Annotated in this window: 20 protein-coding genes; 12 read left to right on the forward strand and 8 right to left on the reverse strand. The window is 72.1% G+C overall.

Annotation, left to right across the window (positions count from 1 at the left end; all coding sequences use genetic code 11):
• Nucleotides 1-44: 44 nt before the first annotated feature.
• Nucleotides 45-863: a nucleoside triphosphate pyrophosphohydrolase gene (mazG, locus tag MFF64_RS18645; RefSeq protein WP_099905558.1), complete on the reverse strand. Its 819-nt coding sequence runs from the start codon at nt 861-863 to the stop codon at nt 45-47.
• Nucleotides 864-1,792: 929 nt separating this feature from the next.
• Between mazG and MFF64_RS18650 the strand changes: the two genes are divergently transcribed.
• The 5 genes from MFF64_RS18650 (at nt 1,793) to dapA (ending at nt 7,053) form a co-directional block, all read left to right on the forward strand.
• Nucleotides 1,793-2,887, forward strand: a complete 1,095-nt coding sequence (locus MFF64_RS18650; protein ID WP_099905559.1) for a replication protein RepA — start codon at nt 1,793-1,795, stop codon at nt 2,885-2,887.
• A gap of 697 nt (nt 2,888-3,584) precedes the next feature.
• Complete coding sequence (locus MFF64_RS18655) at nt 3,585-4,115, forward strand: HTH domain-containing protein (RefSeq protein WP_238191910.1); 531 nt, start codon at nt 3,585-3,587, stop codon at nt 4,113-4,115.
• Nucleotides 4,116-4,333: 218 nt separating this feature from the next.
• Nucleotides 4,334-5,659: an MFS transporter gene (locus tag MFF64_RS18660; RefSeq protein ID WP_238191912.1), complete on the forward strand. Its 1,326-nt coding sequence runs from the start codon at nt 4,334-4,336 to the stop codon at nt 5,657-5,659.
• A gap of 240 nt (nt 5,660-5,899) precedes the next feature.
• Nucleotides 5,900-6,145, forward strand: coding sequence for a hypothetical protein (locus tag MFF64_RS18665; RefSeq protein ID WP_238191914.1), 246 nt, complete (start codon nt 5,900-5,902; stop codon nt 6,143-6,145).
• Nucleotides 6,142-7,053, forward strand: coding sequence for a 4-hydroxy-tetrahydrodipicolinate synthase (gene dapA, locus MFF64_RS18670; protein ID WP_238191916.1), 912 nt, complete (start codon nt 6,142-6,144; stop codon nt 7,051-7,053). Before MFF64_RS18665 ends, dapA begins: the two co-directional genes overlap by 4 nt.
• A 22-nt stretch (nt 7,054-7,075) precedes the next feature.
• Here the strand turns inward: dapA and MFF64_RS18675 are convergent, their stop codons facing one another.
• The gene (locus MFF64_RS18675; RefSeq protein WP_099901900.1) at nt 7,076-7,357 is read right to left on the reverse strand and encodes a hypothetical protein; all 282 of its coding nucleotides are present in this window, start codon (nt 7,355-7,357) and stop codon (nt 7,076-7,078) included.
• Nucleotides 7,358-7,998: 641 nt separating this feature from the next.
• Here MFF64_RS18675 and MFF64_RS18680 point away from each other — a divergent pair.
• Complete coding sequence (locus MFF64_RS18680) at nt 7,999-8,217, forward strand: hypothetical protein (protein WP_099901898.1); 219 nt, start codon at nt 7,999-8,001, stop codon at nt 8,215-8,217.
• A 160-nt stretch (nt 8,218-8,377) separates the two neighbouring features.
• Here MFF64_RS18680 and MFF64_RS18685 read toward each other — a convergent pair whose 3' ends face one another.
• Both MFF64_RS18685 and MFF64_RS18690 read right to left on the reverse strand, forming a co-directional pair.
• Complete coding sequence (locus MFF64_RS18685) at nt 8,378-9,814, reverse strand: adenylate/guanylate cyclase domain-containing protein (protein ID WP_238191918.1); 1,437 nt, start codon at nt 9,812-9,814, stop codon at nt 8,378-8,380.
• Between the two features lie 168 nt (nt 9,815-9,982).
• Complete coding sequence (locus MFF64_RS18690; RefSeq protein WP_099907916.1) at nt 9,983-11,287, reverse strand: solute carrier family 23 protein; 1,305 nt, start codon at nt 11,285-11,287, stop codon at nt 9,983-9,985.
• 155 nt (nt 11,288-11,442) lie between these two features.
• Here MFF64_RS18690 and MFF64_RS18695 point away from each other — a divergent pair, with 155 nt between their 5' ends.
• From MFF64_RS18695 to MFF64_RS18705, 3 genes are all read left to right on the forward strand, one after another.
• A complete protein-coding gene (locus tag MFF64_RS18695) occupies nt 11,443-12,189 on the forward strand; it encodes a substrate-binding domain-containing protein (protein ID WP_099907917.1) in 747 nt (248 codons plus the stop codon).
• A 376-nt stretch (nt 12,190-12,565) separates the two neighbouring features.
• Nucleotides 12,566-13,294, forward strand: coding sequence for an autoinducer binding domain-containing protein (locus tag MFF64_RS18700; protein ID WP_099907921.1), 729 nt, complete (start codon nt 12,566-12,568; stop codon nt 13,292-13,294).
• Between the two features lie 133 nt (nt 13,295-13,427).
• Nucleotides 13,428-13,877 (forward strand): DMT family transporter, encoded by a 450-nt coding sequence (locus tag MFF64_RS18705; protein WP_165795866.1) that lies wholly within the window; start codon nt 13,428-13,430, stop codon nt 13,875-13,877.
• 84 nt (nt 13,878-13,961) lie between these two features.
• On the opposite strand, the gene MFF64_RS18710 is transcribed toward MFF64_RS18705, so the two are convergent.
• The gene (locus MFF64_RS18710; RefSeq protein ID WP_099907925.1) at nt 13,962-14,168 is read right to left on the reverse strand and encodes a hypothetical protein; all 207 of its coding nucleotides are present in this window, start codon (nt 14,166-14,168) and stop codon (nt 13,962-13,964) included.
• 432 nt (nt 14,169-14,600) lie between these two features.
• Here MFF64_RS18710 and MFF64_RS18715 point away from each other — a divergent pair, with 432 nt between their 5' ends.
• Both MFF64_RS18715 and MFF64_RS18720 read left to right on the forward strand, forming a co-directional pair.
• Complete coding sequence (locus MFF64_RS18715; protein WP_099907927.1) at nt 14,601-16,139, forward strand: ATPase domain-containing protein; 1,539 nt, start codon at nt 14,601-14,603, stop codon at nt 16,137-16,139.
• The gene (locus MFF64_RS18720) at nt 16,126-17,166 is read left to right on the forward strand and encodes a sensor histidine kinase (protein ID WP_099907929.1); all 1,041 of its coding nucleotides are present in this window, start codon (nt 16,126-16,128) and stop codon (nt 17,164-17,166) included. Before MFF64_RS18715 ends, MFF64_RS18720 begins: the two co-directional genes overlap by 14 nt.
• A 161-nt stretch (nt 17,167-17,327) precedes the next feature.
• On the opposite strand, the gene MFF64_RS18725 is transcribed toward MFF64_RS18720, so the two are convergent.
• Both MFF64_RS18725 and MFF64_RS18730 read right to left on the reverse strand, forming a co-directional pair.
• The gene (locus tag MFF64_RS18725) at nt 17,328-18,014 is read right to left on the reverse strand and encodes an HAD hydrolase-like protein (protein ID WP_099907937.1); all 687 of its coding nucleotides are present in this window, start codon (nt 18,012-18,014) and stop codon (nt 17,328-17,330) included.
• Nucleotides 18,008-18,856 carry a hypothetical protein gene (locus tag MFF64_RS18730; protein WP_099907931.1) on the reverse strand — a complete coding sequence of 283 codons (849 nt, stop codon included), beginning with the start codon at nt 18,854-18,856 and terminating at the stop codon, nt 18,008-18,010. Before MFF64_RS18730 ends, MFF64_RS18725 begins: the two co-directional genes overlap by 7 nt.
• Before the next feature lie 238 nt (nt 18,857-19,094).
• Here MFF64_RS18730 and MFF64_RS18735 point away from each other — a divergent pair, with 238 nt between their 5' ends.
• On the forward strand, nt 19,095-19,838 hold the full coding sequence (locus MFF64_RS18735; protein ID WP_099907933.1) for an NAD-dependent deacylase: 744 nt from the start codon (nt 19,095-19,097) through the stop codon (nt 19,836-19,838).
• Here MFF64_RS18735 and MFF64_RS18740 read toward each other — a convergent pair.
• Nucleotides 19,819-20,349: a hypothetical protein gene (locus MFF64_RS18740; protein WP_099907935.1), complete on the reverse strand. Its 531-nt coding sequence runs from the start codon at nt 20,347-20,349 to the stop codon at nt 19,819-19,821. The two genes, MFF64_RS18735 and MFF64_RS18740, sit on opposite strands and share 20 nt — an antisense overlap.
• Nucleotides 20,350-20,382 lie beyond the last annotated feature (33 nt).

Below are 20,382 nucleotides of genomic sequence, written 5' to 3' on the forward strand. Positions count from 1 at the left end.
CGGTCAAGCCTCGCCGTTCCCGTCTTCATGTAAGGGAAGTCGCCTCAGCCCTCCCGCCGCTTCACCGCGACCCAGGCCGCCTCCATGGCGGCGAGGCCAGCTTCCGGCAGGCTGCGGCCGTCCTTCGTCACCTCGGTCTCCATCGCGGCGAAGCGGCGCTGGAATTTCAGGTTCGCCCGCCGCAGGGCCTCCTCCGGATCGACGCCGGCGTGGCGGGCGAGGTTGGCGACCGAGAACAGCAGGTCGCCGATCTCCTCGGCCACCGCCTCCGGGCCTTCCCCGGCGAGCGCCTGCGCCACCTCGTCGGTCTCCTCGCGCACCTTGGCGATGACCTCCGCGGCGTCCGGCCAGTCGAAGCCGACGGAGGCCGCCTTGCGCGAGATCCTCTCGGCCCGGGCGAGGGCAGGCAGCGCCAGGGGCACGCCGGCGAGCGTGCCCTGCGGCTCGGACCGGCCGGACCGTGCCTTGTCGCGCTCCGCCTTGGCGGCGCGCTCCTCGGCCTTGATCGCCGCCCATTGCGCGTTCACCGCGTCCGGGTCGAGGCCGCGGACCTCGCCGAAGATGTGGGGGTGGCGGCGCACCATCTTGTCGGCGATGGCGGTCGCCACGTCGTCGAAGGCGAAGGTGCCGGCCTCCTCGGCGATCCGGGACTGGAACACGACCTGGAACAGCAGGTCGCCCAGCTCGTCGCGCAGCTCCTCCGGATCGCCGCCCTCCACCGCCTCGGCGACCTCGTAGGCCTCCTCGATCGTGTAGGGGACGATGCTGGCATGGGTCTGCGCCAGGTCCCAGGGACAGCCGCCCTCCGGATCGCGCAGGCGCGCCATGATCCCGAGAAGCCGCGCGATCGGGGGGGTGCTCATGCTCGCTCGCCATCCGCCCGCGCCGCATCCGGCGGCGCCTCGACCTTGCTCATAGGCGCCGCCGGGCGTCCGGGGAAGCGCACGGGCGGACAGGGCAGAAGCTTGATATTCCTCGCTTATTCCACAAATTCCATTCGCCCCTCGATTGTATCCAATCTTCGTCGAGGGCGCGTTGTGGCGTTCTTCAAAACGAACTCTTTCTCGGGCCTATAGGTGACTTATCAGTCATGGATTCTCAGAGAGTCAGTTATGTGGATTATATGGAGGGGCGAATTCCGCTGACCTGACAATGCTTTGCAGGGTGGTTGCGCATACGGGTCTGCGTGGATTGGCATCGGACTCTGCGTGGAGGCGCATCGGATTCTGCGGGGATTCCGGTGGTTCGCGCATCGGATTCGGCGTGGCCGCGCATCGGATTCGGCGTCGGGGCCCGCCCAAGCCCTCGGAAACCGGTCGGTTTCGCGAGGCCTCCGCGTATCGAACTCTGCGCAGGCAGCGATCCCGCGATCCGGCCCCGTATCGAACTCTGCGCCGGTCCGCCCACCCTCCGTCCACCGGCTCGCCCACAGGCTCAGGGAGGGACTGGCCGCCGCCTGTCCCGTCCCGGCCCACAGGGCCGTGCACAGGCCGCCCACAGGGCTGAGAGGGCAGGGGGCTCCGAGATCCGCCGCAAGCCGACCCGGAGAGCCCCTGCGGCGCTCCCGGCGGACCCGCACGGGCCTTGCGGCGGGTGGGGACCGGAATCGGACGGGATAACGGGGACGAGTCGTGGGAATCTTGGGATAACCCGGCCCCGCCCCCGGAATCCCGGGATCGGAATCGTGCATGAAGGCTTGGGCATGAAGGCTTTGGGCATGAGCGCTCGGGCGTGAAGGCTCGGCCCATCACCGGCGGGGAGCGCCGTTCGGCGTCAGGCAAGTTCGGCAGGCATGAGCATCGAGGCCAAGATCGCGGCGATCCACGACGAGGACCTCCTGGCCGAGCTGGAAGCGGCCCGGGGCGGGTTCCTGTTCGCGGTCATCGTCGAGCACATCGCCCACCGCCAGGCCCTGCGCGACGCCGAGCGGGCGGAGGCCGGCCGCCAGCAGGATGCCCGCGCCGCCATGGGGCGCGACCAGCGCCGGCGCGACGCGGTGCGGATGGTGATCGAGGCCGAGCCGGTCACCCCGGACACGATCCAGCACATCCATTCCGTCCTGGCGCTCTGCGGATTGCCCTATCGCGATCCCGGCGACGAACGGGAATTCTTCCGGGAATACGGCCGCAACACGCTCAGTATCCTGGCCGGGCGGCTGAAGAACCCGGCCACCGGCCAGATGGAGCTGCAGGGCCTGCCCTACGGTCCCAAGGCCCGGCTGGTGCTCCTGCATCTCTGCACCGAGGCGGTGCGCCAGCGCAGCCCCACGGTCGAGGTCGCCGACAGCCTGTCGGGCTTCATGCGCGAGATGGGCTTCGCCGTCACCGGCGGCGAGCGCGGCACCATCCGGCAGTTCAAGGAGCAGCTGCACCGGCTCGCCGCCTGCACGATGCAGATCGGCCTCTGGGACGGGCAGTCGCGCTCCTCGACCATCACCATGCCGCCTTTCCGCCAGCTCGACCTCTGGCGCGTCGGCGGCCAGGACGGCATCGCCTGGTCGAAGACGGTGCAGTTCCACCAGGATTTCTACGACAACTTGGTCCAGCACGCCCTGCCGGTCGATATCCGGGCCGCCCGCGCCTTCTCGGGCTCGGCGCGCAAGCTCGACCTGCTGTTCTGGATCGGCTACCGCCTGCGCAGCCTGCAGCGGCCGCTCCGCCTGAGCTGGGACATCGTCCACAAGCAGTTCGGCGCCGACAACGCCTCCCTGAGGAGCTTCCGCCAGGCGTTCAAGGCCGACGTGGCCCACGTCAAGGAGGTCTTCCCGAAGCTGCCGATCAGCCTCGACGAGGCCGGCCTGCAGCTGATGCCGACCGATCCCGGCACCCTCCTGGTGCCGCCGAAGCCGGCCCGCCGCAGGGCCGCCGCCGGGGCAGGGGCGGCCTGAGGGGAGGGCGGACGGCCCGTCCGAGACCGCGCATCGCGCGACGATCCTGCGCAGTGTTCCATGCTGCGCCGCCGGGAACTCGGGATGTGGGGTCGCCTGACGATGTGGCCATCAATCGCTCCATCCTGGACCGGTGGCGATCGTGACTCCTAGTTTCCTCGACGCGGTCCCGGGACGGCAACGGAGCTGGGAACAGGCACCTTCGCGAGGCGGGATATCGTCCGCGTGGAATATGTAATGTTTCGCATTCATTCTATGCGCATTGGCCGTTGGTCAGGCTTTCGCTCCCACCTGCGCCGCCTTCCGCGCGAGGCGGGTCTGCTTGCGAACAGGAATGGCACGGGAACTCTCCTCTCTTCGCGGACGGAGAGAGGCTTTGGGGATTGGAACCGATCCCGCCCTCTTGTCGGTGGTGACAGGCATCCGCGAACCGCAGGTTCCTCGCGCGGGTGAGGGCGCCTCCTGAGGAGACTCCTCCGGCACCTTCCCCCACCCCCGCTCTAGCTGCGCCTCCATCCTGTCTGTTCCCGGCCAGCGCCGTGCGGGAGGGAAGGTCCGGGCGTGAGGCGGCGCTCCGTGGTGGATCAGCGCCCGGACGACCCGGCTTGGACTTGCGCTTTCATGGAATATTCCTATTCTGCATGTTCCCGATGGCGAGAGGCATTTTCGGGAATATGGACTATTCCAAGAGGCGAGCATGTTCCTGTCAGAAGCGGAGACGGAGGCCCGGCTGGACGACCTGCGGCGCCAGCGCGCCGCCCTCGACCGGGCCATCGCCGAGCACGAACTCTACCTCGATCTCGGCCGCCGGCTCGCCCGGCCGGGCGCTGCCGCCGCCGCGTCGGCTCCGACCGCGCCAGTGGAGCCGACGCGCCCGGACCCGGCTCCGCCCTCCCGATCCGAGCCGCCGCGGACACAGCCCGTGATGCAGTCGGCCGCAAAGCCCACCCTCGCGCCGGCCCAGCCGCAAGCCGATCCCCCCGAGCCCCCCACCGGCGCCACGGCGCGTCAGGAGGGCCGCCGGCTGATCGAGGCGGCGGAGGAGATCCTGGCCGAGGCCGGGCGGCCGATGCACGCTGCCGAGATCTGGGAGCGGCTCGCCGCCCGCGGCCTGACCCTGCCGGGCCACGATCCGGTGGCGGCCCTCAACACCCGGCTGTGGAAGCGCGCGCAAGGCGGCACCGTCTTCCGCCGCCTCGGCGATGCGGTCTACGGGCTCGCCTCCTGACCCTGGCATCGATGCGACGAGATCGGCTGTCAGTCTCTGGTCGATGCAACTCGCGCATCGACCCATTCACCCTTTGACTTGGACCTCTCCCGGGGGCCGCTCCTAGTCTCCCCTCCCGGAACGCCCCTGACGAAAGCGGGGCGCGAACAAGACGCCGTCGCGGCCCCGAGACACCGTCAAGGTTCCTGCACGGTTCCTGGCCGCCCGGGAGGAGATCCATGAGCGCAGTCCTCGGCCTCGCGGCCGCGAAGCGGAGCCGCATCCGCCTCGTCATCCTGGCGATGCTGTTCGTCGCCACAGCCATCAACTACGCCGACCGGGCGACCATCGCCATCGCCGGCCCGGCCATGGCCAAGGATCTCGGCTTCGACGCCGTGACCATGGGCTACGTGTTCTCGGCCTTCGCCTGGTCCTACGTCCTCGCCCAGCTCCCCGGCGGCTGGCTGCTCGACCGCTACGGCGTGAAATGGGTCTATGCCGGGGCGATCTTTTTATGGTCGGCCTTCACGCTGATGCAGGGGGCGGTCGGCTTCCTCTCCGGCTTCGCCGCCGTCGCGGTGCTGTTCTCGCTCCGCCTCGCCGTGGGGCTCGCCGAGGCACCGGTCTTCCCGGCCAATGCCCGGATCACCGCGGCCTGGTTCCCGGCGAACGAGCGCGGCATGGCCTCGGCCTTCTTCAACTCGGCGCAGTACTTCGCCACCGTGCTGTTCGCCCCGATCATGGGCTGGATCGTGCACGCGCTCGGCTGGCACCACGTCTTCACGGTGATGGGGGCGCTCGGCATCGCCTTCGCGCTGCTCTGGACCCAGGTGGTGCACGGGCCGCGCGAGCATCCCGCGATCAACCCGGCCGAGCGCGACTATCTCGAGCAGGGCGGCGCCATGATGGACATGGATGGGCGCCCGGCCGAGACCGCGACCCGGGCCGGCCGCACCCTGCGCCAGCTCCTCTCCGAGCGGATGCTGCTCGGCATCTATGTCGGCCAGTACTGCATCAACACGCTGACCTACTTCTTCCTCACCTGGTTCCCGGTCTACCTGGTGAAGGAGCGCGGCCTGTCGATCCTCCAGGCAGGCTTCGCCGCGACGCTGCCGGCCCTGTGCGGGTTCCTGGGCGGCATCCTCGGCGGCGTGATCTCGGACCAGCTCCTGCGCCGCGGCTATTCCCTGACGGCCGCCCGCAAGATCCCGATCGTGTCGGGCATGCTGCTCTCGATGGCGATCATCGGCTGCAACTACGTCCAGGCGGATGCCCTGGTGGTCGGGCTGATGGCGCTCGCCTTCTTCGGCAAGGGCATCGGCGCGCTCGGCTGGGCGGTGGTCTCGGACACCTCGCCGAAGGAATCCGGCGGCCTGAGCGGCGGGCTGTTCAACACCTTCGGCAACCTCGCGGGCATCACCACGCCGATCGTCATCGGCTACATCGTCCGTGAGACCGGCTCGTTCAACGGCGCCCTGGTCTTCGTCGGCCTCAACGCCCTGGTGGCGGGCCTGTGCTACCTCGTGGTGGTCGGCAAGATCCGCCGGGTCGAGCTGCGCCCGTGACGACGTCCCGGTGACCATGGTCGAGCGGGGCAGGGGCCCGATCCGCCTCCTCGTCGGTCTCGTCCTCGCCCTCGCGGTCCTCCGCGGGGGCGTCGCCGCGTGGGCCTGCGCGCGCGGCCTCACGGTAAAACCATACGGGATCCTGATGCCGGGGCCGGTCCGTCCGCCTCGATCCTTGACGGCGACCGGGACACGTTGAGGGGGCGGCCGCGGGACGGCCGCGCGAACCCCGACCCCTCGATGCCCCAATCCGTGGACGTCCCCACACCGGCCCCGCCCACACCGGCCCCGAACCCGGCCCGTCTCCCCCTCGCTTTCCTCGTCGGCCGGAGCGCCGAGGGCCACTGGCTCGCCGTCGAGACGCACGGCCTCGGCGGCGGCATCTTCCGCACCTGCCGGGACGCGCTGCATTACGCCGCCGCCGAGACCGGCCGCCGGCCCGACGCGGTGCGCCTCGCCGACACCACCCTGGCCCTCGCCCCATGAGCCCCGGGGCGACGCCCGCACCCTTGCTCGGCGGCGCGCTCACCGCCCTCGTCACGCCCTTCGCGGCGGGCGGGACGCGGCTCGACGAACGGGCGCTCGGCGACCTCGTCGCCTGGCAGGTGGCGCAAGGCACCGAGGGCCTGGTGATCGGCGGCCCCACGGCCGAGGGGCCGACCCTGACCGAGGCGGAGCGCGACCGCGCCTTGCGCGTCGTCCTCGAGGCAGCCGGGTGCCGTGTGCCGGTGATCGCCGCCACCGAGAGCAACTGCACCCGCACGGCCATCGCCCGGACCCGGGCGGCGGAGGCCGCCGGGGCCGCCGCCGCCCTGGCGGTCACGCCCTACTACAACCGCCCGACGCAGGAGGGGCTCTACCGGCATTTCGCCGCCATCGCCGCAGCGAGCGACCGGCCGCTCCTCCTCCACACCGACCCGGCCCGCAGCGGGATCGACCTCCTGCCCGACACCCTCGCGCGCCTCGCCGCCCTGCCGGGGATCGCAGGCCTCGTCGATGCCGCCGTCGACCTCGCCCGCCTGAATGCGACCGGGCGGACGGCCGGCCCGGGCTTCCTGCTCCTCTCCGACGACGACGCCACCGCCGCCGCTCACGCCGCGATGGGCGGGCAAGGCTGTGTCTCGGTCGTCGCCAACCTGGTGCCGGGGCCTTGCGCCGCCCTGCAGCGGGCCGCCCGGGACGGCGACCACGCCCGCGCCCGGGTGATCCAGGCCGGGCTGAGGCCGCTGATCGCGGCTTTGTCGCGCGAGACCGATCCGGGCCCGGTCAAGCTCGCCCTGGCGCTGATGCGCCCGGGATTCGCTCCCGACCTGCGCCTGCCCCTGGTGCGGCCCCGTCCCGAGACGGAGGCCGCGCTCGCGGCGGCGCTCGACCGGATCGGGGAGGCCGTGTAGGAGGAAGATCCCGCTTCGGTTTTCAGCCCCCGCCCGCCTCGTGCGCCTCGCGCACGAACGCCGCCCGCGCCTTCGCGTCGGGCGCGACGTCCCTCGCGCGGCACCAGGCCAGGAAGGCCTCCGGCTCGATCCGGATGCGGGCCACCGCTACGCCGCTGCGCGACACCTCGCGCTCGATCTGCATCGCCGACATCTGCCAGGTGGCGTAGCTCTCCGGCAGGCCGGACTCGGCCATCGCCTCCCGGATCCGGGGATAGTCGCCCGGCTCGTACCAGGCGATGCCGACGCTCCGTGGGCGCTCCATCGATCAGCCTCTCACGCCTGTGCCCGGGGCCGCAGGAGCACCCGCACCGGCCAGTGTCGCCGCCGGCGTCGCGTGCGCAACAGAAAAAAGGCCGCCCTTGCGAGGCGGCCCGAAGTCTAGGGAGGAAACGCCCAAAGAGGGCTGCACCGCCGCGACGCCATCGCTGCGGTGCGACGTCGTTGTCTCATGCTGCATCGCACACTGCAATCGTTTGCAGGGCACAATGGCCATGCTTGCGGCGCATGGATCGCGCTCGCGGCGTCGGATGGCCGGGGCGGCGGCGCCGGAGGGCGTCAAACCGCCCCTTGCCCCGCGACCCCGACCTGTTAGACGACCCTTCTCCCTCGTGGACGTATCCTGTGGCGCTCCGGCTCCGCCGACAGGCTGGACCGTGAGGGAGCTCGTGACGACGAGTTGGCGGTGGACCAGTTCTCCCCGCCAGCCTGTGAGGCTCAGTGGGCCGGGTGGTTGCGGGAGGGTCGGCGCAGCGGGGAACAGGAACCGCGTCGCCGGCTGATGGCCCACACATTCGCCCTTCGCCAGGGCTAGCGCGCCGCCGCGCAAGTTCAAGAATTTCGGAAATGGCCACGCTTCGCTAACCATGCGCCCGGTTCGCTTGGGGAGTTCGCATGGGAGCACGCATGAGAACGGCAGCGAGGGCCTGCCGGTTCGCGGGCGGACAGCCCCACCGGTCCGATCGATCCTGCGAGACGCGCCGCGGCGAGGACCGGCCCGGCACCGGCGGGGCGCGGCCGGTCGGGGAGATCTGGTCGCAGCAGGACAGCCGCGGCCTGACCGCCCGCGAGCTGATCCGCCTGGCCCAGGCGGTGCGGCTGCGGCCGGCACGCCTGCTGGAATAATACCGCCGCACCTTCGAACAGACGCGTTCGACGGTGCCAGGCAAGCCCGAACGGGCGCCGGCGCTGATGCGCCGGCGCGAGGGAATGACTCTCCGGCCCGCAGCGCCGACCCTGCGAGAGAAGGCCCCGCCTCCGGCGGGGCCTTCGTCGTCCAGGGGGCTCATCCGTCCTCGGGAGGGAGGACCGGAGCGAAGATCGTGATCGGTTGCGTGCGGCCGGCGAGGGGCTCGCGGCCGACCTCCCGCCAGGCGGCGGGATCCGACGACCCGGCGACGGCGGCCTCGGAGGCGAGAACCACCGCGCCGTAGCGCTTGGTCGCCTGCTCGAGGCGCGAAGCGACGTTCACCGCGTCGCCGAGCACCGTGAACTCCATCCGCTCCTCGTCGCCGACGATCCCGCAGAACACCTCGCCGACATGGATGCCGATGCCGATCCGCACGGCGCGCGGCAGCTCCCGGCTCTCGTTCCAGGCCTCGACGATGCCGACGAGGTCCTGCGCGAAGGCGAGCGCCCGGGCCGCGTCGTCGCCACCCTCGTCCGGCACCCCGAACAGGATCAGGGCGCCGTCGCCGATGAACTTGTCGACGAAGCCGTGGTGCCGGCGCACGCAGGCGAGGATCCGGGTGCGGAAGGCGGTGAAGAACCGCGACAGCCCTTCCGGATCCATGCCCTCGGCCATCCCGGTCGAGTCGCGGATGTCCACGAAGGCGATCACGGCGCGCTGCCGGCGGCCGCGGCGCAAGGCAGCGTCCCCCGCCGCGAGCCGGGGCGCGATCTCGGCCGGCAGGAAGCGCGACAGGCTGGCGCGCCCGACCGCGTCCCGGACCGCGGCGGTGAGGAGCCGCCGCGAGCGGACGATGCCGAAGGCCGTGGCGGCCCCGGCGAGCAGCAGCAGCGTGAGGCGCATCACGTTGACGGGCATCGAGAACAGCTGGGTCCAGGTCGGCTTGCCGGCGGCGGCCGGATCGAGGACCAGCTGGTGCTCGAGCCCGGCCGCGATCCCGACGAGGCCGAGGGCGAGCAGCGCGATGGCGCCGAGCTGGACCTTCACGTCGTAGCGCAGCGCCCCGACCGCCAGGACCAGGGGCACCGCCCAGATGATCGGGGCGGAGGGCACGGCGTTGCCGGGCAGGCCGCGCTCGCCGAGGGCGAGGACGATGATGGCCAGAACCAGCCCGACATCCAGCACCATGAACAGGTAGGCGTAGGCGTGATGCCAGCGCTGCGGCACCGCGAGCACGATGCTGGCGGCGCCGACGGTCAGGAAGCCGAGGGCGGCGATCCAGGCGTTGCGCTGGAAGATGCCGAGCGACACGCCGGCCAGCTCGTGCAGCAGGTGGCTGGCGGCGATCACCGTGACGAAGACGCAGACCCCGATCCCCACCCGCAGCCAGCCGATCAGCCGCTCGGCCGCGACCTCGTGGCGGCGCATCAGCCCGGCGACGAGGTCGCCCGCGAGCGGGGCGGCCAGGGGATTGGCGAAGAGATCCGTGGCACCCGCCGGCGGGCCGGTGAGCGGGGCGGCTTGGCGTGACGGATCCTGGCGTGACGGATCCTGGCGTGACGGATCCTGCTGCACGCGCAATCCTGGCTGCATGCCGGCCTCCTGTCGCCCCGGACAGGGCGGAGAAAGGCCTGATTAGAGCATGGCCGTGATCGGGCGGCTACTGGGGCTGACCTGATGAGCCCCAGCCGCGAGCTTGCCCTGAAGCTGGCAGCCGGGGTTGGATCGGTCCTCGCTATTATCGTGGAGTCTGGCCCGTCGTCAGGCCGGATCGTCCCGCAGGGCGTGGTAGAGCAGGATCGCCGCCGCCGTGGCGGTGCCGATGCCGCCGAGCTTGAAGCTGCCGAGGCTGACCGTGAAGTCGCCGGCGCCGAGCACCAGGGCCGTGCCGACGGTGAGCAGGACCCGGGTGCGGGAGAAATCGACCCGGTTCTCGACGAAGATCCGCCCCGCCGCGGCGGCGATCAGCCCGAACACCACCACCGAGAGGCCGCCGATCACCGGGCCCGGGATCACCAGGATCGCGGCGCCGAATTTCGGCGACAGCCCGAACAGGATCGCGACGAGGCCGGCGACCGCGAAGACCAGCGTCGAGTAGATCCGGGTCACCGCCATCACGCCCATGTTCTCGGCGTAGGTCGTCACGCCGGTGCCGCCGAAGGCCCCCGACAGCATAGTGGCGAGCCCGTCGCCCAGGAACGCCCGGCCGAGATACGGGTCGAGGTTGCGCCCGGTCATCGCGCCGATCGCCTTCACGTGGCCGAGATTCTCGGCGACCAGCACCAGGGCGACGGGGGCGATCAGCCAGATCGCGGACGCCTCGAAGACCGGGGTCGTGACGTGCGGCCAGCCGAACCACGGCGCTTGCGTGATCCGCGCGAGGTCGAGGGGCTTGGCGAGCCCGAGCCCGTTCGCCAGCACACCGTAGAGCAGGGTGGCGGCCACCGCCCCGATGAGAAGCGGCAGGCGCCGCGCGGATCCGGGCAGGTAGGAGGCGGCGAGGCCGACCGCCAGGATCGTGAACAGCCCGATCCCGACATCGAGCCCCGATCCCGAGATGCCCTTCACCCCGATCGGCGCGAGGTTGAGGCCGATCGCCCCGACGATCGCGCCGGTCACCGCCGGCGGCATCAGCCGGCCGATCCAGGCATCGCCCGCCCGCATCACCGCGATCCCGATCATGGCGTAGACCGCGCCGGCGGCGATGATGCCGCCGAGGGCGACGGGCAGGTTCGGGTTCGGCCCGCTGCCGCCGTAGCCGGTGGCGGCGATCACCACGGCGATGAAGGCGAAGCTGGAGCCGAGATAGCTCGGCACCCGCCCGCCGACCACGACGAAGAACAGCAGCGTGGCGATGCCGGAGAACAGGATCGCCAGGTTGGGATCGAAGCCCATCAGCAGCGGCGCGAGCGCGGTCGAGCCGAACATCGCCACGACGTGCTGGAGCGCCAGCACCACCACCTGGCCGAGCGGCGGCCGCTCGTCCGGCAGCACCACCGCGCCCCGGGCGAGCCGCCAGCGCGGAAAGCCCCCGTCTTCCGTCCGTTCCCGCGTCTCCGGTCCCATGAGTTCCCCCCTGATCGCTTGTCCGGGGAGGGGCTTAGAGGATTTGGCGCGGGTCCGGGAATAGGAGGGCGAGGAAGAGCGTGAGGCGGCTTGCGCGGGCGCGCGGTCTTGCGCGAAGGGATCCCTTCCGATCCCGAGCACCGGCGGCCGCCTCCATGACCTCCCCGCCCTCCATGACCTCCCCGGACGAGACCAAGGCCGACCTCACCGTCATGATCTCGGGCGGCTTCGCCCTCGCCTACGAGGCGGTGCTGCCGGATTTCGAGCGCGCGACGGGGCTGACGGTCCGGACGCTGTCCGGCGCGTCGCAGGGGGAGGGGCCGCGGACCATCCGGCACCAGCTCGATCACGGCGCCCGCGTCGACGTGGTGATCCTCTCGAACGAGGGGCTGCACGCGCTGACGGACGAGGGCCGGATCGTCGAAGGCTCAGGCGTCGCGCTCGCCACCGCGCCGCTCGCCGCCGCGGTGCGGGCCGGTGCGCCGACGCCTGAGATCGGGACCGTCGCGGCACTCACCCGCACCCTGATGGCGGCCCGCCTCGTCGTGATGCCGGGCAGCACCAGCGGCCTGTTCATCCAGGATACGGTGTTTCCGCGGCTCGGCCTCGCCGGCACCGTGCGCAAGCGGGTGCTGCCGCGCGGCTCCGACTCCGCCGCCGCCCTGGCGGCGGGCGAGGCCGACCTCGCCCTCGGGCCGGTGAGCGAGCTGGTCGACGTGCCGGGGATCGAGGTGGTCGGACTGCTCCCCGACGACGTCCAGCTCGTCCAGACCTTCGCGGCGGCGATCGTCGCGGGCTCGGCGGCCGTCGAGCCGGCGCGGCGGCTGATCGCCCACCTCGTCTCGGACCACGCCGCGGCGGCGATCCGGCGGACCGGCATGGAGCCCGTTGGAAGAGCATGAGGAGCCGCGCGCCGCGCGACCCTGGTGCGGTCGTTCAGGCGAGGGCCGCGCCACACTTGTCGGCGTCGGGTGCCTTCTCCCGGTTGATCGTCCCGGCGACATCGACGTGGAGCTCGGTCCAGGCTCCGTCGCCCCGCCGCGCCAGCACCTCGACGTGCTTCGGCCTGCGCCGCGGCGCACCCGGGAGCCGGCGGCCGCCGTCACGAAACCTGCCCGGATCGGGCGCGATGGATCCGTCCCGGCTGCGCCGGACGAGAGCGCGAGGAGGACGAATTTTGCCGCGCACCCGGAAATCCGCGACATCTTGCCGCTCTGTCCAGGGCCCGGGACCACAATCACAGATGTTATTGAATGACCTCGGCTTTAGGCGGGTTGCATGAGCCGGAAGCGCCTCGATCTGACCCTCGCCTTCCTGCGCTCCCTCGACCGGACCGCGAGCGCGCAGGACGTCTCCGAACTCCTGCTCCGGCTCCTCGGCCGCTTCGGGATCGAGCACGCGCTGGCCGGAACCCTGCCGGTCATCGGCGCGCCACCGCGCCAGCAATACGAGCACGCCCTCCTCGACGCGATGCCACCGGACTGGAAGGCCCGCTACCTGTCCCGCGGCTACCTGTTCCGGGACGCCACGGTGCGCCACCTCGCCGGGGCGAACGCGCCCTTCGCCTGGTCCGAGATCGCCGGGCAGTACCGCGAGGATCCGGCGGCCCTGCGCGTCATGCACGAGGCCGGCGAGCACGGCCTGCGCCACGGGGTCACCGTGCCGCTCCTGACCCTGGACGGGCAGCTCGCGGGGTTCAGCTTCTCGGGCGCGCGGGTCGAGGTCTCGCCGGAGGATCTCGGCACGCTGCAGCTCGTGGCGACCTACGCCTTCGCCCAGCTCGTGCTGCTGCGCTCCGAGGCCGGCGCCGAGATCCGCCTGTCGCCGCGCGAGCGCGAGGTGCTGCAATGGGTCGCCGAGGGCAAGACGAGCTGGGAGATCGGCGAGATCCTGGCGATCTCCTCCAAGGGCGTCGAGCACCACCTGCGCACCACCCGCACCAAGCTCGGCACGCTCAACAGCGCCCAGTCGGTGGCGGTCGCCCTGCGGCGCGGACTGATCTCCTGATTCCGGCCGGGGATCGTCCCCGTTTCCTGTATTTGACAATCGTCCATCATAGGAGATGATCGCGGCTCGACAGGAGCCGCGCCATGCCACCATGCCCCACCTCGTCCTCCCTCCGCCCTGCCGGAGCCGCCCGATGACCGGCGCGGTGCTTCTCTGCCTCGTCGCAGGGGCGGCTTTGGTGATCCAGAATGCGCTGATGGGGGCGATCGTGGCGCGGGGGACCGGCCTGACGGGAGCGCTCCTGTGCAACTCGCTGGTCGGGCTGACGCTGCTCGGCCTCGTCGAGGTCTGGCGCAGCGGCCCGGCCTTCCCGCTGCGCCTAGCGGAGCGGGCGGAGCCCTGGTTCCTGGTGCCGGGCCTGCTCGGCACGCTGGTCGTGGCCGCGAGCCTCTACGGCTACCGCCAGCAGGGCGCGACCGTCACGGTGGCGCTGGTGGTGGCGGGCCAGCTCGCGGCGGGAATCGCCGGCGACGCGATGGGCCTGACCGGCCGCAAGGGCGGGCTCGGTCCGGAAACCTGGATCGGGGCCGCGCTGCTCGTCGTCGGCGCGGTCCTGATCCTGCGGGGTCGGGGGTCGGCCTGAATCGATGGGGTCGGCCTGAATCGATGGGCGGCGCCTGAGCCGGAGGAGGCCGGCCCGGGCCCCCTGTGTCAGCCCACCCTTGTGTCAGCCCCGGCCGCCCCTCGGCACCTCGGTGGAGACGGCCGAGACGAGGCCGTCCGGCGCAGGCCCGGGGCCGAGCAGGTTCACGGCCACGTGGAGGCCGATGGCGGGTCCGAAGACCAGGGCCAGCATGAGAAGAAGCACGATCACGACGCTGCGGTCGCGGGTGGCGGCGGCGCCGGAGCGGGCGCCCGTCGTCATCAGGGTCATGGCTCACCTCGTTCGACCGGCCGCATCGGCGCCGGTCGCGGGCGAGCCCGATCAGCGATCAGGCGCGGGTCACGCGAGGCGGTACCGAGGCGGCGCGGTCCGTCGACTACTGTCGCTGGGCATGGGGGATGAAGGATTCCGGTGATGCCGCGCGCGGCCGATTCGTCGGCCCCGTACGGACCAGGGCCACATGCGTGCGAACCCTCGCTGCGTCAAGGGCTGCGGCACGCTTTTTCCCCGCTACGGGCGCGGGGCCACACCCCGACCCGGCGCATGCCTTCCGTGCGCACGCCCCTCGGGCGCATGAACCCTTTGTTCTCGCCGCATTTCTTTGCCACAAGCCGGGAGACCATATCGGGCGCTGCGAGCCGGCGCCGCCGGTTCGAAGACCAGCCCGCCGACACAGCCAGCCTGTCCTCCATGCCCGATCCCATGCTTTCCCCCTCCGACGACGCGGCCCCGATCCCGACCGGCGTGCCGGGCCTCGATTCCATCCTGGAGGGGGGCTTTGCTGCCAACCGCGCCCATCTGGTCGAGGGGCGGCCGGGCTCGGGCAAGACCACCCTGGCGCTGCAATTCCTCCTCGACGGGGCGCGGCTCGGCGAGCGCTGCCTCTACATCACCCTCTCGGAGAGCCGGCGCGAGCTCGCCTCCGTCGCCTCCCGCCACGGCTGGTCGCTCGAGGGCATCGAGATCTTCGAGCTGGTGCCGCCCGAGCTCAGCCTCGATCCGCGCCAGCAGCAGAGCCTCGTCCACTCCTCCGACCTCGAGCTCGGCGAGACCGTGCGGCTGGCCATCGCGGAGATCGACCGGGTCAAGCCGCAGCGGGTGGTGTTCGACAGCCTGTCGGAGATCCGCCTGCTGTCGCAGGGCTCGCTGCGCTACCGCCGCCAGGTGCTCGCCCTGCGCAGCTACCTCCTCATCCACGACACCACCGCGCTCCTCCTCGACGACCTCACCGCCGAGCAGGACGACCTCAACCTGCACAGCCTCTGCCACGCGGTGTTCCAGCTCGAGCAGCTCGCCCCCCTCTATGGCGGCGAGCGCCGGCGCCTGCGGGTGATCAAGATGCGCGGCACGCATTTCCGCGGCGGCTTCCACGACTACGTCATCCGCCGCGGCGGCCTCACGGTGTTCCCGCGCCTGATCGCGGCCGAGCATCACCACGACTACGACATCGACCGCCTCGGCAGCGGCAATCCGGCCCTCGACGCGCTGCTCGGCGGCGGGCTCGACCGGGGCACCAGCACGATGCTGCTCGGCCCCTCGGGCGTCGGCAAGTCCTCGACCGCCCTCGTCTACGTGACGGCGGCGCTCGCGCGCGGCGAGCGCGGGCTGATCCTGAGCTTCGACGAGCCGACCGGGATCCTGATGCGCCGGGCCGCCGGCCTCGGCATGGACGTCGCGGAGGCGGTCGCCGACGGGCGCCTGCGGGTCGAGCAGATCGACCCGGCGGAGGTCTCGCCGGGCGAACTCGCCGCGATGGTGCGCGACGCCGTCGAGCGCGAGGGCGTGCGCCTGGTGCTGATCGACTCGCTGACCGGCTACCAGAACGCGATGCCGGGCGAGCAGTACCTGCTGCTGCAGATGCATGAGATCCTGACCTACCTGAACCAGCAGGGCGTGACGACGCTGCTCGTGCTCGCCCAGCACGGGCTCGTCGGCCAGATGTCGGCGACGGTCGATCTCACCTACCTCAGCGACACCGTGGTGCTGTTTCGGTTCTTCGAGGCCGACGGGCACTTGCGCCGGGCGGTGTCGGTGGTCAAGAAGAGGGTGGGGCCGCACGAAGACACCATCCGGGAACTTCGGATCGACGGAAACGGTTTGCGTGTCGGCGAGCCGCTGGTGGGCTTCCGGGGCGTCCTGACGGGCGTGCCGAGCTACCGCGGCGCGCCCGGCCGCCTGCTGGCCGAGCGCGAGGAATCCGAGCGGGATCGGCCAGGCCGGGATAGTTATGAGAGAGAGTGATCCTCCGGTCCTGATCCTCGCCCCCGCCGGGCGCGACGCCGCGGTGGCGGGCACCATCCTGGAGGAGGCGGGTCTGCGCTCGGAGATCTGCGCCGATCTGCCGAGCCTCGTCGCCCGGCTCGATACGGGCAGCTGCGCGGTCCTGACCGAGGAGGCCCTGCGCGCCTTCGACCGGCACGGGCTCGCCGCCTACCTCGCCGGGCAGGAGCCGTGGTCGGACTATCCCTTCGTGCTTCTCACCCTGCGGGGCACCCCGCCGGAGGCGCGGCTGATGGAGTCCCTCGGCAACGTCACCCTGCTCGAGCGGCCGTTCCACCCCGCCACCCTGGTCACCGCGACCCGCTTCGCCGTGCGTGCGCGGCGGCGCCAGCGCGAGGCGGCGGCCTTCCTGCACGAGCGGCAGCAGACCGCCGAGCGCCAGGCCCTGCTGATCCGCGAATTGCATCACCGGGTGAAGAACACGCTGGCCACCGTGCAGGCGCTGCTGGGCGCCTCGGCGCGCGGCGCCACCAGCGTCGACGAGTTCTACCAGGGCTTCTCGGCCCGGGTGATCTCGCTCGCCAAGACCCACAACCTCCTGACGGAGGATTACTGGCAGATGGCCTCGCTCCAGGAGATGCTGGAGAACGAGCTCGGCCCCTACAATGACGAGGCCGGCCGGCGCATCGCCCTCGAGGGACCGCATGTCGAGCTCACCGCCGACCTCGCGGTGCCGACCGGCATGGCGATCCACGAGCTGACCACCAACGCCGCCAAGCACGGCGCCCTCTCGGTGCCCGAGGGGCGCATCACCGTGGCCTGGTCCGTCGACCAGGGCGAGGCCGGCCGCCGCCTGCGGCTCGACTGGACCGAGCGCGGCGGCCCGCGCACCACGACGCCGACCCGCAAGGGCTTCGGCTCGACCCTGCTGCAGCGGGTGCTCACCATGCAGTGCGGCGCCGACATCCGCTTCGACTTCAAGCCGGCCGGCCTGCACTTCCGCATGGAGGCGCCGCTGATCGAGCACCGGACGGTGCCGCACTATTGAAGATCCGCCCGATCTGCCTCGGCCTCGCTCACACCGAACAAGTCATTCCGGGGCCGGGCAGCGGAGCCCGGGATGATGCGGAGTTTCTGACTTCCGTCTGCAGGACCAGGTCTGCTCGACGACTTGGGACGGGCTTTTGACCGAAGCCGAACGAATCCGTATCACGCCGACTCGGGCAGGAGCGCCGCCGCCACTGCCTCGGGGGTGGGAAACAGGTGGGCCGGCCCCGCGGCGGCGAGCGCCTCCGCCCGGGTGTAGCCCCAGGCCACCGCCCCGAAGGCGAGGCCCGCCCGCGTCGCGGCGTCGTGGTCGCGCAGCTCGTCGCCGAGGCACAGCACCTGAGTGGGGGAGACGCCGCTGGCCCGCATCACGGCCCGGAACCGCCGCGCCTTGCCGAACAGGGCCGCGCCGCAGGCGTAACGGTCGATCAGGCCGGCGCTCTCCGGTCCGAGCACCCGGCGCACCACGTCCTCCCGGTTCGAGCTGACGAGCGCCAGATCGAGGCCGCCGGCCCGCAGGCGGGCGAGCAGGGCGGGGATGCCCGGGAAGAGCGCGAGGTCCGCCGCGTCGCGGGCGGCGAGGCCGCGCATGTGGCGGGCGATCAGCGGCAGCTTCCAGCCCGGCACGCCCAGGTGCCGCAGCACCGCCCGCGCCTCCAGCGCCCGCAAGGACTCGACCTCGTGCGCGGCCGGCCGGCGGAAGCCGTAGCGGTCGGCGACGCCGGGGAGCACCCGGGAAAACCACGGGAAGGTGTCGGCGAGGGTGCCGTCGAAGTCGAGGATGACGAGCCGGTAGGGCGGACCGGGATGGCGGCCCGCAACAGAAGCGCCGGCCCGATCCGTTACCAGCACACGCGGGGCAGCCGGCGCTTCCAGCGCTGGCCGATGCGCAGGTCCTCGTCGCCGGTGCGGCGCTTCACCCGCGGGCGGACCTCGCCGGCCCGGGTCTCGCCGTCGTCGGAGGTGTCCGGCGCGGACCCGGCCTTCGGCAGTTCGGTCCTGGGCAGCTCGATCCGGTCCTGGGACCTGGGTGCGGCCGGCACGGTGATCGGCGCAGGGGTCTGGATCGGAGCCTCGTCGGGCCAATCCTCGGGCCACACGAAGGCCGGGCGCGGGCCGGCGGTGCGGCGGGGGGCGGCGGGCGCAGCGGCGCGGTAGCGGCGGACCCGGGGCAGCTTGGGCTCAGGCTCGGGTGCGAGCTCCGGCTCCGGCTCGGGCTCCGGCGGGGCGATCAGGCTCGGGAGGACGCGCTTGGCAGGTGCGACATCCTTGGCGGGGGCCGCGTCCTTGGCGGGCGCGGCCTCCTTGGCCGCGAGGGCCTTGTCGGACGGCTTGTCGGCGGGAGCCTTGGTGAAGATCGGCAGGTCCGGCGGATCGAAGCGGCCGGACTTGGTGGCGGCGGCGGCCTCCTCCAGGAGGCCGGTGCCGGCCCAGAGGTTGCGGCCGGGAGAGGAGGGCCGGTTCTCGGGCTCGCCCGTGGCGGGGGCGCTTGCCGACAGCGTCGACGGGCTCGCCGGGGATTTGAACAGGCCCTCCGCCGGATGGGGCAGACCCGCCGAGGGCTTGTTCATGCCCGCCGTCGGCTTGATGGCGGGGCGCTCGCTCTGGGGCCGCTCGCCGTCGGGCAGGGGGGAGGTGCGGCTGCGCTTGATCTCGACCGTGAATGACGGTCTCGCGCGGTGGCGCGTCATTGAATGTCCTGAAGCGATCTGTTCGGAATCAGTCGCCCGCGGCCATGCGCGCGGGCACGATCCTCACTTAGGATGGGTGACAGGGATTGTCCATGCCAAGAATTGATAAAGTCTCAACGGAGGTCACACTGACGGCATCGCGATGGTCTCGCGCCCGCCAGAACAATGCCGGCGCGAGCTTTGACACAATCGTGTCCCAGTCGTCGCCCGAATCGCGGCGTCGGCGGGAGGGCCGCGCGTGAACGTCTTCGTGCTCACCGGGGCCGGGATCTCGGCCGAGAGCGGGCTCGGCACCTTCCGGGATCCGGGCGGGCTGTGGCGGCGGTTCGATCCGATGCGGCTCGCCACGCCCGAGGCCTTCGCCGAGGCGCCGGAGGAGGTCCACGCCTTCTACAACCTGCGCCGGCAGGGGGTGCGGGCGGCGGTGCCCAACGCCGCCCACGCGGCGCTCGCGCGCCTGGAGGCGGGCCTCACCGCCCGCGGCGGCCGGCTCTTCCTCTGCACCCAGAACGTCGACGACCTGCACGAGCGCGCCGGCGCCCGGGCGGTCATCCACATGCACGGCGAGCTGATGCGGGCGCGCTGCACCGCCTGCGGCGCGGGCCGCCCCTGGGCGGACGACCTCGCCGTCGACACGGCCTGCCCGGCCTGCGGGCGGCGGGGCGGGATGCGCCCGGACGTGGTCTGGTTCGGCGAGGTGCCGCTCCACCTCGACGCCATCGCGGAAGCCCTCGACGACTCCGACCTGTTCGTCGCCATCGGCACCTCCGGGGCGGTCTACCCGGCGGCGGGCTTCGTGGCGCGGGCGCGGGCGGCCGGGATCCCGACCCATGAGATCAACCTCGCCCCGTCCGACACGGCCGGCCTGTTCATGAAGGCCACCTACGGCCCGGCCACGCAGGCGGTGCCGGACTTCGTGGACGGTCTCCTGCGGGAGGTCGGCGGCGAGATCAGCGGCGAGATCAGCGGATGGACACCTTGACGTCGAGATTGGTGGCCGAGCCGTCGGGGTTGATGATGAGCATCCGGTAGGCGTCGAGCCCCTCGTAGCCCTCGGCGGCCTCGAAGATCATCTTCAGGCCCTCGACCTTGCGGGCGTTGCAGGAGGCGAGCGGCGAGGAGGGGGCGTAGCGCGGGAAGGACGGCTCGGCGACGAACCGCACGCTGCCGTGCTTCGGCCCCTCGACGAGGCGGGCCACCACCGGCCCCTGGGCCGAGCAGTCCGGAAACAGGCTGGTGAAGAAGCCGATGGCCCGGGCCTCGTTCATCGGAACGACCCGGAAGAAGGGCGTCGCCGGGAGCGCCGGGAAACCGCCCGGAGCCGGCGCGGCGGGCGGTGCCTCCGGCGGGGCCGGCGCAGGTGTCGGCGCAGGTGCGGGAGCCGGAGCGGGAACCGGCTGCGCCGGCGCGCCGGCGCAGGGCAGGGCGGCGAGGCCGGCGAGTGCCCCGGCCCACCACGGGGTGGCGCGGTGCGGGCGCTTCGGAGACGGCATGGACGGCGTCAAGGGCGCTCCTGGTGCTTCGGG

The organism is Methylobacterium frigidaeris (assembly GCF_022179185.1).
Classification (GTDB): Bacteria; Pseudomonadota; Alphaproteobacteria; order Rhizobiales; family Beijerinckiaceae; genus Methylobacterium; species Methylobacterium frigidaeris.

Coding starts and splice junctions, on each gene's coding strand:
- mazG (WP_099905558.1), bottom strand. CDS start 863: ATGAGCACCCCCCCGATCGCGCGGCTTCTCGGGATCATGGCGCGCCTG.
- MFF64_RS18650 (WP_099905559.1), top strand. CDS start 1,793: ATGAGCATCGAGGCCAAGATCGCGGCGATCCACGACGAGGACCTCCTG.
- MFF64_RS18700 (WP_099907921.1), top strand. CDS start 12,566: ATGAGCCGGAAGCGCCTCGATCTGACCCTCGCCTTCCTGCGCTCCCTC.
- MFF64_RS18680 (WP_099901898.1), top strand. CDS start 7,999: ATGAGAACGGCAGCGAGGGCCTGCCGGTTCGCGGGCGGACAGCCCCAC.
- MFF64_RS18740 (WP_099907935.1), bottom strand. CDS start 20,349: ATGCCGTCTCCGAAGCGCCCGCACCGCGCCACCCCGTGGTGGGCCGGG.
- dapA (WP_238191916.1), top strand. CDS start 6,142: ATGAGCCCCGGGGCGACGCCCGCACCCTTGCTCGGCGGCGCGCTCACC.
- MFF64_RS18695 (WP_099907917.1), top strand. CDS start 11,443: ATGACCTCCCCGCCCTCCATGACCTCCCCGGACGAGACCAAGGCCGAC.
- MFF64_RS18665 (WP_238191914.1), top strand. CDS start 5,900: ATGCCCCAATCCGTGGACGTCCCCACACCGGCCCCGCCCACACCGGCC.
- MFF64_RS18730 (WP_099907931.1), bottom strand. CDS start 18,856: ATGACGCGCCACCGCGCGAGACCGTCATTCACGGTCGAGATCAAGCGC.
- MFF64_RS18655 (WP_238191910.1), top strand. CDS start 3,585: ATGTTCCTGTCAGAAGCGGAGACGGAGGCCCGGCTGGACGACCTGCGG.
- MFF64_RS18710 (WP_099907925.1), bottom strand. CDS start 14,168: ATGACCCTGATGACGACGGGCGCCCGCTCCGGCGCCGCCGCCACCCGC.
- MFF64_RS18675 (WP_099901900.1), bottom strand. CDS start 7,357: ATGGAGCGCCCACGGAGCGTCGGCATCGCCTGGTACGAGCCGGGCGAC.
- MFF64_RS18660 (WP_238191912.1), top strand. CDS start 4,334: ATGAGCGCAGTCCTCGGCCTCGCGGCCGCGAAGCGGAGCCGCATCCGC.
- MFF64_RS18685 (WP_238191918.1), bottom strand. CDS start 9,814: ATGCAGCCAGGATTGCGCGTGCAGCAGGATCCGTCACGCCAGGATCCG.
- MFF64_RS18715 (WP_099907927.1), top strand. CDS start 14,601: ATGCTTTCCCCCTCCGACGACGCGGCCCCGATCCCGACCGGCGTGCCG.
- MFF64_RS18690 (WP_099907916.1), bottom strand. CDS start 11,287: ATGGGACCGGAGACGCGGGAACGGACGGAAGACGGGGGCTTTCCGCGC.
- MFF64_RS18720 (WP_099907929.1), top strand. CDS start 16,126: ATGAGAGAGAGTGATCCTCCGGTCCTGATCCTCGCCCCCGCCGGGCGC.
- MFF64_RS18705 (WP_165795866.1), top strand. CDS start 13,428: ATGACCGGCGCGGTGCTTCTCTGCCTCGTCGCAGGGGCGGCTTTGGTG.